The sequence below is a fragment of the Campylobacter concisus genome, from assembly GCF_015229965.1.
Taxonomy (GTDB): Bacteria; Campylobacterota; Campylobacteria; order Campylobacterales; family Campylobacteraceae; genus Campylobacter_A; species Campylobacter_A concisus_BD.
Genome location: NZ_JAAKZB010000004.1, coordinates 47,049 through 62,545, shown reverse-complemented (window position 1 = coordinate 62,545; position 15,497 = coordinate 47,049). Strand labels below are relative to the sequence as shown.

Here is a 15,497-nt window from a genome sequence, read left to right as displayed (position 1 = left end):
ATAACAAAATAGTTTTAAAATTTACTTTGTGACATAGAAATTTACCTGCAACTAAAATTTATTTAAATTTTGCTCTTTTTTATCATCGCAAAAATAGCGTACCATCAGATAATAGCAATAAATTTTCGATATAAAAAAGAGTGGCAAAATGACAATTTTTTATATAAAATCACTTTATTTATTTTGTAATACTTTTGGCTATAATCGCGTGAAAATTTAAATGGATGTGTTAGTTTTAAATTTAAAGGAAGAAAGATGCAAAGCGTTGGTGTTGTTGCAAAGATAAGTGGAAAAGTTTTTGTAAAACGAAACGGAAAGTTGATCTTGCTAAAGCAAGGCGACGAGATATTTCTAGGCGATGAGATCATCACGCAAAGCAGCAACGACACTATCGTTATAAATTTTGACCACGCTGCACCTATCACGCTACTTGAACCACAAACCATCATCATCACAAAAGAGCTATCAAATGCAAAATTTGACACACAAGGCAATGAAGCGCAGGTAGAAGAGGATAAAAGGGCAAAGATCGTAGAGAACGAAGACTCAAATAGCAAAAACAGCGACGAAAACGCTCAAAACTCTAGCCACCACTCTCATGGCTCAAGCCATGGTAGCGACACAGCAAGCATAAATGGGTCAAATTTTGACACGCAAGGACACATCTCAAACGTAGTTTGGTTTGACGGCGGTACATTAGAACTACCAGCTATCATCTCAAGCGAGCCAGCAATGCCGGTTAGCTCTATTAGCGGTGCAGCGCCAGTGGTGGCAGAGCAAAAAGAGAGCGCTCCAGCTATCCTAGCGCCAAGCATCGCACTTTTAAAAGACCTTGATGGCGATGGTTATATCAATATCGCAGAAGCAGGCGGCGATCCTAACCACACAAGCATGGCAGTCGCTTTTAACAATGACTTCAAGCCAGGCGACAAAGTAACGCTAGAAGTTGTAAATAATGGCGTAAAGACCACGCTTTCTTATAAAGTAGACCCTGCAGGTACAAGCGTGATAAATGAAAACAATCCAAGTGAAATTTTGCCTATCACGCCAAATGCTACAAATCCAGACCAAAAAGAATTTATCATCCCAAGCGTTGCTATCACGCCAAATGCGCCGTTTAATGTAAGCTCTAGCATAACGCTAGCAAATGGCGCCAGCTCAGCTCCAACCAAAACGGCAGCCAGCGTTGATACCGTTACGCCAGCTCTTAGCTTTACAAAGGTCGTTTTAGGCAAAGACCTAAACGGCGACGGCGTGATAGACGCTAGTGAAAATGGCTTTAATCCAGCCAGCAGTACGCCAAGCGATGATGCGAAGATCGTTTTATCGCCAAATATGAAAATAGGCGACAAGATAAAGCTCACCACCACTGATCCTGACGGCACTTTACATGAAAAGACGCTTATTAAAACATCTAGTGGCACGCTTGTAGATAAAGATAGTGGCGAGAGCTATGCGCTTACGAGTGAAAGCGGCGGAAATGTCGGCTTTAACGTGGCAAGTGCTGTTAAAATTTCATCATCGACGCCAACAAATGTAAATATCCAAATGATAAGCAAATCAGGCAACCCAGGCGCTACAGATACGATAACTATCGCAAACAATAACGATCCGATCGCCGTTTTTACCCTTGATGAGAATAAAGATGGCATTATAAATGCAGCCGAACTAGCTAAAAGTGGTGGCACAGCGTCGCTTATCGATATCTACGTACCAAACAACGCCGCAGTTGGCGACAAGATCCGCATAAAGGTCGATGACCCAGCTAGCACACCAACAAGTGTCACAAAGACCTATACTATCGCACCTGACGGACTTACTGCTACGCTTGATGGCGGTAGCGAGACTATCTCTATCCAAAATGGCAAGATCACAGTCGCTGACCCTACAAGCTCAACCGATCCAAGTAGGAAAAAGCTAAGCACGACGATCATTGATGGCACGACTGGCACCCCGAAAGCTTCAAGTGTGAGTGAAATTTCAAGCGATACGGTTGCTCCTGTTAGGTCTCCGCACGTGCAGTTTGCAAAAGATAGCGATAAAGACGGCGTGCTAACTAGTAAAGAGAGTGGCTTTAGCCCTGATGGTGCGAAAACCTCTATAAAGATGAAAATTCCAAACGATGCAAGAGATGGCGATAAATTTGAGATAGATATCGCAGGAAGCGACGGCAAAACAGATAAGATAACCATTAAAATTTCTCAAAACGCATCCGGCGCATATAGTGCCACAAGAGATGATGGTGTAGCTATTAGTGTAAATAATGGCACCATAGAGACCACGACAAAACTTTATGGCGTTACGACAAATTTCACGACCACATTTACCGATAAAGCTGGTAACAAAGCAGACCCGGTCACAGACGAGATCACCGTAGATAACAGCATAAAGGTGCAGTTTGCAAGAGATAATGACGGAGATGGGCTAATAGATAGCATCACCACGCCTTCTGGCTCACCATCAACCCAAAGCGACCTTGATATCTACGTACCTAGCAACGCAAAACCAGGAAGCAATGTAAGCGTCACTATCTCAACTCCGACCATACCAGCTATAACCACAACGGTCAAATACACAATAAGCGACGACGGACTAACCGCCTTGCCAAGTGACGGCTCAGCACCACTTCCTATCGTGGATGGCAAATTTAGCATACCAAATGTCCCTATCTCGGTCGATCACTCTACGCCTGTTAGAGCTACTATCACGACACCAAACGAGGTCACTACGACAGATGGCGTTCGCGGTAGGCTCTTTGACTTTGGAATTTTAGAGTACATAGATGACGTCAAGCTTGCCACGCAGATAGATGGCGGAGCAGTAAATATCGCTAAATATCTTAGAGTAGAGGACTATGAGAAGGTTATCCAGAAAAATAACTTTGACGATGAGACCAAAACTATAAAAGAGTACAACATCTCGCTTACTAATGACGAACAGCCAAACATTGTATTTGGCGTGGACCGCGACCCTGGCACCAAGCTTCGTTTGGCGCTTGAGGATGATCATGGTAATGCCAAAATTTTACCAAGCGGGCAAACATATATAGATCTAGTTGTCGGCGCAGATAAGCGTGTAAATATGGACTTTGAGACCCTTGGTATAAAGCTAGATGAGAGATACTCAAACATAAGAGCAACCGTTTTAAAGAGTGATGGTACAAAGGATGATGATCTAATGGTTCATATAGACCTAGACGCCACCCCTGATGCTATCGGCACTCCAACGGCAACTTCGCATGTAACTAGTGTAGATATCTCAGGTAGTGTTGGCACCGATGCTAGCGGCAACAACACGCTAAATAAAAACACCATAAACAAAGTAGATCTTTACGATCTGCTAAATTCCGTGCATAAAAGCTCAGCTCTTGATGATACGCACAGCTACTCTGAAAATTTTGCTCTGCCAGCAAACAGCACTGGAGCAAATTTCATGATAAAAAATGCCGACACCGCAGGAAACGTCTCTGTTAGCACGGTAACTTTTATCGGCAACAGCGGCCTTGATGCTGATATGTGGTTTTATAACTATGTAGATCCGTCATGGACGGCTAGAGTTGGTGGCGACTCTGGCGTTTATACGCAGCGAGGGGGCAAATCCATCTACAAAGACTATATCAAAATTTACTCTCCAAGCGCCTCTACCACATATGACGTTGTGCAGTTTGCCTCTGGAACGCGCTATAAGACCTTACGTGATCAAGGCAATATGCATGCAGAGGATTTGGCTAGAGTCGGTAGGCATGGAGATAGCTTTCTATATGACGCTTCAAATCAGTACGCTCCAAAGAAATTTGGAACAAATGAAAATATAAGCTTTGCAAATGGCATACTAAAAGGCAAGCCTGGCAACTATACGCTTGGAGAGTCAAACCCTGTTGGCTCTGACCTTGTCATGAAAATGGATGGTTGGATATATGTAAATGCTCCTGGAAAATACTCTATAAGAGCAGCAGATCTACATAACTACGCAGAGCTAACCATAAATGGCAATACGCTAAAATTTGGAAGTGCAACAACATTTATACAACCATCCACAGAGGTATCATATGGCAAAAATGGTCAATGGTATAGCACTGATTATACTTTTAATAAGGCGGGTTTTTATAAATTTGATTTAGAGTATATGGACGGAACTGGCGAGATGAATTTATCTTTGTATATAATGCCAAAAGCTAGTGCGCCAAATGGACCATACCCGCTAGATGCTTTAGTGGGTTCAGAGCATAGCGGAACTCGCCTTTTTAGCAACAACTACGTTGAAGCGCTCATTCAAAATGACTTTATTAAAAAGATAGGCAATACAAATTCTTACGAGATAAATACAAGCAAATATAGCGAGGCAAATTTTGGAGACCCAATCTATCTAAAACAAGAAGGCGACGTAAAAGGCGGTAACCTAGATGACGCTTTTGTTTATAGTAAGGGCAGGGCGATAGACGGCAAAGGTGGCGTAGATACGCTTATAGTAGTTGATGATGTGGATTTTTCAAATTTAGACAATGTTAAAAAGATAAATAACTTTGAAAAAGTGCAACTTGGCAGCGCAGATCAAGCTGTTTCTATAAAATTTAGTCCAAATGGCATCTTTGACATCATAGATAGTAGAAATACAAGAGATGCGAGCAATAGTCCAGCCAGCGAGAGCGTAAATACCGTGCTAAAGGTTATAGGCGATAGTAAAGACCTGGTGCAGCTTACACATGATTTTGTAAAAGCCACAAAAGCAGATATCACCACGCTAAATAATAAACATAGCGTCGTTGGCGATACGTACAACAAAGTAGATGTCACAAGTGATGGTGACGCGGTAAATCAAGTCTATAAAGCGACCTTTGATCGCTATGAAACTATCAATGGAAGACTGATAAAATCAACACATACCGTTTTTGTAGAGATCCAAGACAGCGTACAAGTTGATCTGTTGTAAAGCTCATCTTGGCTCTTGCAAGAGGAGCAAGAATAGCCTATAAATTCAATTTTATGTAGTTTTATATATAAAATAATATGTAAAATTTTATGCAAATAAAGCTAAATTTGCTCGTTTTTGCTCTTTGCTATCTTTTTTATAAGCTCCATATCGCCGTTCATTGCTAAACTCATAAAGCAAATGCCGTTTGCGCCAGCTTTTATGGCCTCTTTGTAGTTTTTGTTGTCTAGTCCGCCAAGTGCGTAAATTTCTTTATCAAAACTTTTTAGCTCGCTTATAAAATTTACTCCTTTTGGCTCTAAGCCCGCCTTGCAAGAGGTGGCAAATATATGAGAAGCAACGAGCACGTCAGCGATTGAGGCTGAAATTTTAGCCTGCTCTAGGTCGTGAGCTGGGGCGTAAATTTTAGCTGTTTTTCTAAATTCATCTAAAAAAACGCCGTGATTTTTAAAAAATTCAAGCTGCGCCGAAGTGAGCCAAAAGTCGCTCTTTAGCTTGCAAGCTACGTCAAAAAATTGATTAATGATAAATTTCTTGCGGTAGTTTTCACAAATTTGAGCCACAACCCTAGCAAGATCGTAAAATTGAGCCTCGCTTAGCCCCTTTGCACGAAGCAAAATTTCATCCACGCCAGCCTTACAAAGTAGCTGGATCCTCTTTAAAAAGTCATCGCCCTCATAACTTTCAAAGTCAGCCACGCAGAGAATTTTAAACATAGACATACTCGCTCATCAAGGGCTCTAGGCCGTTTGCTTTTATCATTGCTTTTATCTCATCCACGCTTCTATTGTCGCTTATCTCAAACTGCTCGTCGCCCTTTTTCTCTTCGCCGTGAGCGCCGATGCTCACTTTTACGCCAGCGCTTATCTTGTTTGCGGCGATCTTTACGGCGTTGTCGCGAAATTTCGCCTTTTCTCTGGTTGAGATCGTTATGCTGGCTGTTGGCATGAAAATTCTATAAGCGCAGATCACTTGCAAAAGCTCGCGCTCGCCCACGTCGCGTGGGTTGATGCGGTCGTTGTTGATGATAGGGCGAAGCCTTGGGCATGAAAATGCGATCTCAGCGTGTGGATACTTTTTTTGAACTAAGCTTGCGTGAAGTGCCGTCGCAAAGGCATCAAGCCTAAAGTCATCTATGCCAAGAAGTGCGGCAAAGCCAACTCCTCTCATGCCTCCAAGAAGCGCTCGCTCTTGCGCATTTAAGCGGTATGGAAAAATTCTTTTATTGCCACCAAGGTGGATTTTTTCGTATTTTGTGGGATTGTAGGTCTCTTGAAAGACGGTCACGTAGTCTGCGCCGCTTTTATGAAGCAGGGCGTAGGCATCTGAGTTTAGTGGGTAAATTTCAACCCCAACGACTTTAAAAAATTTCTTCGCCAAAGCGCAAGCGTTTGCGATGTAAGCGACACTTGAGTTTGTCTCGCTCTCGCCAGTTAGAATTAAAATTTCTTCTAAGCCACTCTTTGAAATTTCTCTTAGCTCTCTTGTGATCTCCTCGTCGCTTAGCTTTGCCCTTTTTATTTTATTGTTGGCGTTAAAACCGCAATAAACGCAGAGATTATCGCAGTAGTTTGCTATGTAAAGCGGGGTAAAAAGCGTGATGTTTGAGCCAAAATTTGCCCTTGTCTTTGCTTGGGCAAGCTGGGCTATTTGCTCTAAAAATGGCGCTGCAGCAGGCGAGAGCAGGGCTTTTAAATTTTCAAGTGAGCAGTGCTTTGCATTAAGAGCTGCTTTTACGTCCGCCTCGGTGTAAATTTCTGGTTTATAGCTCGCGCGCTCTTTTAAAATTTCATCCATAATGTCGCTACCAACATCCTGCATGTGTGGCAGTAGCTGCATGTGGTCGGTTCTTGTAAATTTCATCAGTCTAAAAATCCAGTGAGCGGTGATGAGGCATTTGCGCTTTTGCTCTTTGCGCCAAGGCCTGCTAGATAGGCGTTGCGACCAGCTATGATGGCCTCTTTGAAGGCTCTTGCCATGAGCGGGATATTTTTAGATGAGGCGATGGCTGTGTTTGCCATGATAGCAGCCGCTCCCATCTCCATCGCTTCGCACGCTTGTGAAGGCCTGCCAATGCCAGCATCAACGATGATCTGCGTATCAAGCTCGTTTATCAAAATTTCAATGATATCTTTAAAAACTAGCCCCTGATTTGAGCCAATGGGCGCAGCTAGAGGCATTATGCAGCTAGCTCCTGCGCTTAGCATCGCTCTTGCGGCGTTTAGATCAGGAAACATATATGGCATCGGCACAAAGCCGTCATTTGCCAGTGCTTCGCAGGCTTTTATGGTTTCAGCGTTGTCTGGAAAGAGAAATTTAGAATCAGTTATGATCTCTATCTTAACAAGCTCGCCACATCCAAGCTCACGTGCGAGCTGGGCGATACGAACAGCCTCTTTGGCGTTCCTAGCGCCACTTGTGTTTGGCAAGAGCGTCACGCCTTTTGGGATAAAGTCAAGTATATTGCGCTCTTTGCTCTCGTTTATGCGTCTAAGAGCAAGGGTTAGGATCTGCGCGCCAGCCTCGTTTATGGCTGAGTCGATGAGCTCGTGCGAGTACTTGCCAGAGCCAAGGATAAAGCGACTTTGAAACTCCTTGCCGCCAAGGATCAAACTATCACTTTGCACTTACGCCTCCAAGCCCATAAGTAGTCTAATGGCCAAATTTGCCTCGTGGTTTGCGCAGATCGCAACGCGTGGTGCCATGAGCCCTTGACCGATCTTCGCCTCATTTGTGAGATCGCCACAAAGATAGACATTTTTAGCAAATTTTATGGTTTTTATGAGATTTGAGCTAAAGTATCCTGCCATGCCAGAGGCGCCGATGATCTTTTTTTCTTTTAAGCTTGCCCCAGCTTCGTTTAGTATCATCGCCTTGCCAACGACGTTGTCAAAGGCTTCGCATAAAATTTCGCACTCGCCAAAGACGCTAGCCACGTTTTTTTCATCCAAAAATATATCGTGAGTTTCGACTTCGACAAAGGGATTTACGTCATTTATCAGCTCTTTTAGCGCCTGCGTCTTTTGCATGCCGATGTGACGGACGAAATACTGCTGGCGGTTTAGATTGCTTGGCTCAACGACGTCAAAGTCGGCAAGCACTAGCTTTTTTACGCCAACTCTTGCAAGACTTAGCGCGATATTCGAACCAAGACCGCCAAGTCCAGCCACGCCGATCACTGCCTTGCTTAGGGCTAAATTTAGCTCAGGGCTGTTTCTTGAAGCGATCATCGAGCGTAAAACTTCACGCTCAGGCATCACGCCACGCCTTATAAATACGACGTTTGAGCCATCTTTTAGCTCGCTGTCTTCTTTTATAGCAAAGCCATCAACGATAAAAATGTCTGGCTCTGTCGCGTTAAATTTCTCTAAAAATTTATAAATTTCACTCTCTTTATCGCCAAGCGCAAGCTCTTTTAGCTCGCCAAGGCTTTTTACTGGCACCTTAAATTTTGCGCCATTTAATACAATCTCTATCATTTTCTCCTCATCCACCGCCAACTAAAGTGACGATCTCATAAGCTTTGCCCTCGCTCATGAAGCGCTCACGCCAAAGCTTTTTTGGCAAAATTTCTCCGTCTCGCTCAAGGGCTATAAATTTAAGTTCATAGCCATTTTGAGCTAAAAAATCATAAACGCTTATATCGTTTTCAAGCTCGAAAATTTTGCCATTTACGCTAAATTTGATCATTAAATTTTGTAGCTTTTTACAAAATTTGCGATCCTCTCGATCGCTTTTTTTATGCTCTCGATGTCTGTTGCAAAAGAAATTCTAAAATATCCATCCATACCAAAGCCCACGCCTGGCACGGTTGCTACGTTCGCCTCTTCAAGCATCTTTTTGCAAAATCTAAGTGAGTCGCCATCTACATCTTTGCATTTTACAAATAGATAAAACGCGCCATCAGGTTTAACTACGCTTAGCCCAGGGATAGCATTTATCATCTCAACTGCCACGTCGCGTCTTCTTTCATACTCTTTTCTCATATTTTCGATGTCTTCGTCAGTTTCGCCAAGAAGTGATGGGATAGCGCCTATTTGCACGATCGAGCTAATGTTGCTTGTGCTTTGGCTTTGAAGCTTTTTGATGCCAGCGATGAGCCAGTCCATCGAGCTTGCGATATAGCCAAATCTCCAGCCAGGCATCGCGCCACACTTACTTAGTCCATTTATCGTGACCGTTCTTTTAAAAAGATCTTCGCTTACGGAGGCTACTGCGTGAAATTTCTTGCCGTAAATCACTTTTTCATAAATTTCATCGCTTGTGATGATGATATCAGTACCCTTTAAAACCTCGCCAAATGCCGCGATCTCCTCTTTTGTATACACAGCTCCAGTTGGATTTGTCGGATGATTTAGCGAAAAGACCTTTGTTTTTGGCGTGATCGCTTTTTTTAGCTGCTCGGCTGTGACTTTAAAATTTGTGCTCTCGTCTGCCTCGATAAAGACAGGCACGCCACCACAAAATTTAACGATCTCAGGGTAGCTCACCCAGTATGGAGATGGGATGATGACTTCATCACCTGGGTTGATAAGCGCTTGAAATACATTAAAAAGTGAGTGTTTTGCGCCGATGTTTGTGACGATTTGATTTGCTTTATAGTCAAGTCCGTTATCTCTTTTTAGCTTTGCTCTAATGGCATCAATGACCTCAGGCAGGCCCGGTACTGGCGTGTATTTTCCGCTTTTGCTATCGTTATCAAGTGCGTTTTTTACAGCATCTCTTATCTTTTTTGGAGTCATAAAGTCAGGCTCACCAGCTGAAAGCGAGATCACGTCGATGCCAGCAGCCTTCATCTCTTTGGCTTTTGTGCTGATCGCGATTGTGATTGACTCGCTTAATGTTTGCATTCTGTTTGCTAGTTGCATTTTAGTCCTTTTTTAGTTGATCGTCTTTAGGTAACTATTGTCATTTAAAAATAGATAAAGTTCGCCCAAAATTTGCTTCTTTTGTGTTTCGTTTATCAGAGTTGATTTCTCTAAGCGTTCATTTAGAGTGTCTTGGATCTCGTAGATATCGTAGTCCATGTCCTCCATGATATCAAGGATCGACTGGCTCTCTAGTAAATTTGTAATCTTGTAGCCATCGCTTGTTATCTCCACGGTAGCTTCTGTTGGATGAGTAAAGAGGTTGTGCTTCATGCCGATCACCTCTTGATATGCGCCAACTAGGAAAAATCCCAAGAAATAATCCTCCTTCTCCACATCCACGTCGTGCAAAAGCAGTGGATTTTTCTCGTCATCATAGCTGATCTCGCCGTCGCTATCGCAAGTGATATCCCAGATCGAAGCTGGCAAAGTAGGGCGCTCATCGAGCCTGTCAAGCGGCATGATAGGGAAATTTTGCTTTAGTCCCCAAAAGTCTGGCAAGCTTTGAAAGATCGAGAAATTTAGCAGGTATCTCTCTTGAACCTCTTTTTGAATTTTAGTTAGATCGCTTGAGTTGCTCTTGTTGCCAAGCATCACGACAGCCTTTTTGCTAATGAGCCTTAAAAGCACCTCTGCGTTTGACCTATCTTGTAGATCGACATAGCCTAGATCAAAGAGCGTAAGGATGCTCTCAGTGTGGTGGATAGCGTCGTGCAGGTATTCTAGGGCGTTTGAAGGCTTGATTGATTTATAAAGATCAACTAGCTCGGTTATTAAATTTGGATTATTTTTCTTTAAATTTAGCTTCTCTTCGGTGTATTCTTGAGAAAATAGCTCAAGCACAGGAGCGACCAAAAGTGCGTGAGAAGCGGCGATGTAGCGACCCGACTCTATGAAGATATCTGGCTCGATCTCCTTTTTTTGCTCGCTTATGGTTTTAAGCATATAAACAACGTCGTTTGCGTATTCGTTTAGCGTATAGTTTCTGCTGCTCTCTTCTTTAAACTGCGAGTACTCGATCGCTAGGCCACCACCTAAATTTATAGCTTTTAAATTTGAGGCGCCCATTTTTCTAAGCTCAGCGTAGATGTTGCCAGCCTCGATGAGTGCTTTTTTGAGCGGATGGATCTCGCTTATTTGAGAGCCGATGTGAAAGTGTATCATCGTGAAGTTTTCAAGTAAATTTGCCTTTTTTAGCATCTTTACAGCTTCTATTAGCTCGGTTGATGTTAGGCCAAATTTAGAGTGTATGCCTCCACTTTTTGCCCAGAGTCCTGAGCCTGTCGAGTGTAGTCTTACTCTAAGTCCGATCTTTGGTTTTGGTTTAAAACGCTCTTTTGCGATGGCGATTATCGCTTCAAGCTCGTTTAAGCCCTCGATCGTTAGCGTGATATTATGACCCATTTCAGCGGCGATAAAGCCTATGTTTATCATCTCTTTATCTTTAAAGCCATTTACGGTTATTGGAGCTTTTTCGTTATTGTAAGCCATAGTTAGAAGTAGCTCAGCCTTGCTACCAGCCTCAAGGCCGTAGTTGTAGGGCTTGCCAAGGCGTACTAGGTTTTTTACAAAGCCAGGGTATTGATTGACTTTAAGCGGGAAAACGGCGTTAAAGCTGCCTTTGTAGGCAAACTCTTTCTTTGCCTTTGCAAAGCTTGCGTGGATCTGCTCGATCTGCTTTTGGATAAGGTGCGGAAAACGAAGCAGTAGCGGCCCTCTGTAGCCATCGTCTCTTATCTCTTTTACGATGTCGATGATCGCTGGCTTGCTAGCTTCGTTTATGCAGACTTTGCCATCTTCTATCACAAAATTTGAATTGCCCCAAATGCTAAGTCCAAAATCATTCATCCCAGCTCCTTTTCAAGCTCATCTAAATTTATCGTTTTTTCATCTTTGGTCTCTAAATTTTTATACCAAATTTTATTCTCTTTCATCTCATTTTCGCCCACGCAAAGGAAAATTTTTGCATTTTTATTGTCGGCATTTTGCAGATGTTTTTGAAGTTTTTTAGCTTCATAAGAAATTTCAACCTGATATTTTTTGCGAAGTTTTGAGCCAAGATTATAGATAAAATCAACATTCGCCGCATCAAGCGCGCAAAGATAAACTCCGTCTCGCTCATCTTCAGCCTCACCTAAAATTTCCATTATCCTCTCAACGCCCATCGCAAAGCCAACACCGTAACTTGCTCTACCGCCAAGATATTCAACGAGCCTATCGTATCTACCACCCCCTGCAACTGCGCTTTGTGAGCCGATCTCGTTGCTGATAAACTCAAACGCCGTCTTGCAGTAGTAGTCTAGCCCACGAACGAGCTTAGTGTCTGTCTCAAATTTAACGCCATTTGCCGTTAAAATTTCTTGCAGTTTTGCAAAGTCAGCCTGCGCCTCGCAGCTTAAGCTATCAGTGATAACTGGAGCGTTTTTATAAATTTCTTGGCAGCTTTCTATCTTGCAGTCAAGCACGCGGATAGGGTTTAAAAGCTTGCGTCTTTTGCAGTCTTCGCAAATTCTGTCGTCGTTTTCATCTAGAAATTTGACAAGCTTTGCTTTATAAGACTTCATCGAGCTCTCGTCGCCAAGTGAGTTGATCTTTAGGGTTGTTTTTATATTTAGTCTGTTAAAAATTTCACTCACCATTAAGATAATGCTCGCGTCCTCATAGACGCTACCCTCGCCAAAGCACTCACAGCCAAACTGGTGAAATTCTCTCAAGCGGCCTTTTTGTGGGCGCTCGTAGCGAAACATCGAGCCGTGATAAAAGCAGCGTTTTGTCGCATTTGCCCTGTCAAGTTTTGCCTCGATAAAGGCTCTAACGACGCCAGCTGTGCCCTCAGGACGCAAGCAAACATCGTTGCCACCCTTGTCTTCAAACTGATACATCTCTTTGCCAACGATGTCACTGCTCTCGCCGACACTTCTTTTAAAAAGCGCCGTCTCCTCGAGGTGTGGGGTCAAAATTTGCTCATATCCGTAGTTTTTTGCGACTTCCTCGCAGGTTTTGATTATCTGTGCGTAAAGTTTTGCGCGAGCTGGAAGCATATCTTTCATGCCACGAAGTGCCGTTATCATCGCATTATCCTTTTTATTTTTTTGTGATTTTACTTAAAATTTATAAAATTTTCTATCTCTTTTGAAATTAGCTCTATGCTTTTAGATGCGTCTATAAAAAGCGTTTCAAAGCTATTTTTGATAAGAATTTCCTTCATCAAACTTTGCACTTTTAAAAGATACTCTAGCCCGCGAGCCTCGATCTTATCGCTTGTGCCTCTTGCTTTTAAGCGCGAGCTTATTAGCTCATGGCTTGCTTCAAAAAAGACTATCTTGTCTGCAAATTTATCATTTAGTGCAAATTTATTAAGCCCTAAAAGCATGTTTTCATCTAAGTTTTCATCATTTGCCAAAGCGTAGGCGATACCAGAGATAAAGCCTCTGTCACTTAAAATCAGTTTGCCTAAATTTGGAGCAACCAGCTTTTCAAAATGCTCAGCCCTGTCAGCTAAAAAGAGTAAAATTTCAGCCCTTTTGCCTATTTTTATGCTTGAACTTAGTAAAATTTCACGTAAATTTTCACCAAGCTGCGTGCCACCTGGCTCTTTTGTGACGATGGCGTCACTAAATTTAGAAGCTAAAATTTCTATCTGCGTGCTCTTGCCAACGCCGTCAATGCCTTCAAATAAAACATACATTTTACGCCTTTAAATTTTTTAGAATTTTTGCTGGCACTAGGTTGCTCACGTCGCCGTCGTGGCGCAAGACTGAGCGGACGATCGAGCTTGAGATGAAGGCGTTGTTTAAGCTTGGCATAAGATAAACCGTCTCAAATTCGTCCCAAAGTGCAGCGTTTGCGTAGCCGATTTGTAGCTCATACTCAAAGTCACTAACCGCGCGAAGCCCCCTAATGACGGTATTTATGCCGTGCGACTTAGCAAAATCAACAAGCAAGTTATCAAAGCCAAGAACGCTTACATTTTTTAGCTCACAAACTGCCTCTTTTGCCATCTCTATGCGCTTTTCATGTGCAAACATCGGCTGTTTGCTGTCACTTTTTGCAACTGCGACGATTACCTTGTCAAAAATTTTTGTAGCTCTTATGATGACGTCTAAATGGCCGTTTGTGATGGGGTCAAATGTCCCTGGATAGATGCAAGATTTTTTCAAATTTGCCACCTTTTGTAAAGATTATTTTGGATTTTTAAGGCATCAAGCCACTTGCCGATGATGAAATTTTCCATATCCTGAAGGCTCTTTATGCCTGCGTAGTAGCCTAAAACTGGCGGAGCGATGATGGCTCCAAGAGATGAGAGAAGCTGCATCTGAGAGAGTGCGATCGCAGAAAATGGCATCTCTCTAACGCCTAAAACTAGGGTTTGTCTCTCTTTTAGTGCGACACTTGCAGCTCTTGTGATGAGTGTGTCGCTTATGCCATTTGCAACTTTTGCTAGCGTGTTGGTAGAGCAGGGCGCTATTATCATTGCTTCAACGCCAAACGAGCCAGAAGCTGGACCAGCACTAAGGTCTTGATCATCATAAATTTTTACGCCAAGCTCATTTAAATTTAGCCTCAAATTTTCTTCAGCCTCTAAAACTTTCATAGCATTTTTACTAACTATGACATGCGCCTCACAACTATCTTTAGCGGCATTTACTAGCTTTAAAAAAAGCCCAGCCCCGCTTGCTCCAGTGGCTGCAAAAACTACCTTTTTCATCTAATAACTGCCTCGTCTTTGCCTGAAACTGTGGCCTGTAAAATTTTGTTTTCTCTTGTTCTTATCTTTATCATATCGCCTAAGTTTCCATCCTCAAGCGCCTTTACTTCAGCGATTATCTTGACGCCACCTTCGCTTAAGACCGCATTTAGCATTTGACCTTTTTTGACTAAACTAATGGCATTAAACTGACGTTTGGTTAAAATTTCACCGCTTCTTATCTGCACTTTTGTGACAAGAGTTGAGGCGCTAAGTCCAAAGAGTGCGTCACGCGGCCATTTGCTAAATTCGATCATCGTTGGTTGGTAGTCAAGCAGGCTTAAAATGTGGTTTGTATTCATTGAATTTATGGCGATAAAAACTGGCATTTTAGCATTAAAACTAAATTTAAAATAAAGGCTTTTTAAGCTTAGATCAACGTCCTCAAATGAGGCTCTAAAGACGCCTTTTTGGCTATTTTGATCGTTTAGAAATATATTTTTAAAAACTAGATCCTTGAAATTTGCAGGGAGTTTGTTTTGCGGACTGATGCTAAGATCGCTCACACTGATACCTGGGTACTCGTTGCTGATCTCTCTTAGAAATTGCATCTGAATTTCATCCATGATAGAGCAGTTTTTGACAAAAGCTACGCTGCCGCCGCTTTTGTCGTTATATGTTTTAAAATTTGCTGTTAGAATTTCATAGAGCTTTTTACTATCTATCTTGGCAGCTCTTTTGCCCTCTAAGTTTAAAATTTCATTGTCTTCGCCTTCAAAGCCAAAAGTACTAAGTGAAATTTGATCATTTACGACGCAATACATCGGATAGATGCTGACTTCATTTGCTAAAAGTTTTGTGGAAAATAAAAAAATGAGTATAAAAAAGATGGAGCGGGAAACGAGATTCGAACTCGCGACCCCAACCTTGGCAAGGTTGTGCTCTACCCCTGAGCTATTCCCGCAATCAAAATGAAGTCCGCATTTTATCAGATTGTTTTTCATTTGTCAAGG

Annotated in this window: 13 protein-coding genes and 1 tRNA gene; 1 reads left to right on the top strand and 13 read right to left on the bottom strand. The window is 42.5% G+C overall.

Going from position 1 to position 15,497, the window contains the following annotated elements; all coding sequences use genetic code 11:
* Positions 1 to 255: 255 nt before the first annotated feature.
* Positions 256 to 4,929 (top strand): hypothetical protein, encoded by a 4,674-nt coding sequence (locus tag G6W43_RS02935; protein ID WP_194169100.1) that lies wholly within the window; start codon positions 256 to 258, stop codon positions 4,927 to 4,929.
* Positions 4,930 to 5,030: 101 nt separating this feature from the next.
* Here the strand turns inward: G6W43_RS02935 and G6W43_RS02930 are convergent, their stop codons facing one another.
* The 13 genes from G6W43_RS02930 to G6W43_RS02870 form a co-directional block, all read right to left on the bottom strand.
* A complete protein-coding gene (locus G6W43_RS02930; protein WP_242047611.1) occupies positions 5,031 to 5,651 on the bottom strand; it encodes a thiamine phosphate synthase in 621 nt (206 codons plus the stop codon).
* Positions 5,638 to 6,792 carry a 2-iminoacetate synthase ThiH gene (thiH, locus tag G6W43_RS02925; RefSeq protein ID WP_194169099.1) on the bottom strand — a complete coding sequence of 385 codons (1,155 nt, stop codon included), beginning with the start codon at positions 6,790 to 6,792 and terminating at the stop codon, positions 5,638 to 5,640. Before thiH ends, G6W43_RS02930 begins: the two co-directional genes overlap by 14 nt.
* Complete coding sequence (locus G6W43_RS02920) at positions 6,792 to 7,556, bottom strand: thiazole synthase (protein ID WP_021084623.1); 765 nt, start codon at positions 7,554 to 7,556, stop codon at positions 6,792 to 6,794. Before G6W43_RS02920 ends, thiH begins: the two co-directional genes overlap by 1 nt.
* A complete protein-coding gene (gene thiF, locus G6W43_RS02915) occupies positions 7,557 to 8,408 on the bottom strand; it encodes a sulfur carrier protein ThiS adenylyltransferase ThiF (protein ID WP_194169098.1) in 852 nt (283 codons plus the stop codon).
* Positions 8,409 to 8,415: 7 nt separating this feature from the next.
* Positions 8,416 to 8,619: a sulfur carrier protein ThiS gene (thiS, locus tag G6W43_RS02910; protein WP_107790671.1), complete on the bottom strand. Its 204-nt coding sequence runs from the start codon at positions 8,617 to 8,619 to the stop codon at positions 8,416 to 8,418.
* Entirely contained in the window at positions 8,619 to 9,797 is a 1,179-nt protein-coding gene (locus G6W43_RS02905; protein WP_148824730.1) for a pyridoxal phosphate-dependent aminotransferase, read from the bottom strand. The genes thiS and G6W43_RS02905 overlap by 1 nt, the downstream gene beginning before the upstream one ends.
* A 12-nt stretch (positions 9,798 to 9,809) precedes the next feature.
* The gene (gene speA / locus G6W43_RS02900) at positions 9,810 to 11,645 is read right to left on the bottom strand and encodes a biosynthetic arginine decarboxylase (RefSeq protein WP_148823076.1); all 1,836 of its coding nucleotides are present in this window, start codon (positions 11,643 to 11,645) and stop codon (positions 9,810 to 9,812) included.
* Positions 11,642 to 12,868 (bottom strand): histidine--tRNA ligase, encoded by a 1,227-nt coding sequence (gene hisS, locus G6W43_RS02895; RefSeq protein WP_148823077.1) that lies wholly within the window; start codon positions 12,866 to 12,868, stop codon positions 11,642 to 11,644. The genes speA and hisS overlap by 4 nt, the downstream gene beginning before the upstream one ends.
* A 29-nt stretch (positions 12,869 to 12,897) precedes the next feature.
* Positions 12,898 to 13,485 carry a dTMP kinase gene (gene tmk / locus G6W43_RS02890; RefSeq protein ID WP_149721987.1) on the bottom strand — a complete coding sequence of 196 codons (588 nt, stop codon included), beginning with the start codon at positions 13,483 to 13,485 and terminating at the stop codon, positions 12,898 to 12,900.
* 1 nt (position 13,486) lies between these two features.
* Positions 13,487 to 13,957: a pantetheine-phosphate adenylyltransferase gene (gene coaD / locus G6W43_RS02885; RefSeq protein ID WP_012001782.1), complete on the bottom strand. Its 471-nt coding sequence runs from the start codon at positions 13,955 to 13,957 to the stop codon at positions 13,487 to 13,489.
* Positions 13,954 to 14,505 (bottom strand): UbiX family flavin prenyltransferase, encoded by a 552-nt coding sequence (locus tag G6W43_RS02880; protein WP_148823078.1) that lies wholly within the window; start codon positions 14,503 to 14,505, stop codon positions 13,954 to 13,956. Before G6W43_RS02880 ends, coaD begins: the two co-directional genes overlap by 4 nt.
* Complete coding sequence (gene flgA, locus G6W43_RS02875) at positions 14,502 to 15,308, bottom strand: flagellar basal body P-ring formation chaperone FlgA (protein ID WP_021089076.1); 807 nt, start codon at positions 15,306 to 15,308, stop codon at positions 14,502 to 14,504. Before flgA ends, G6W43_RS02880 begins: the two co-directional genes overlap by 4 nt.
* A 65-nt stretch (positions 15,309 to 15,373) precedes the next feature.
* A tRNA-Gly gene (locus tag G6W43_RS02870) sits at positions 15,374 to 15,448 on the bottom strand.
* Between the last annotated feature and the right edge of the window lie 49 nt (positions 15,449 to 15,497).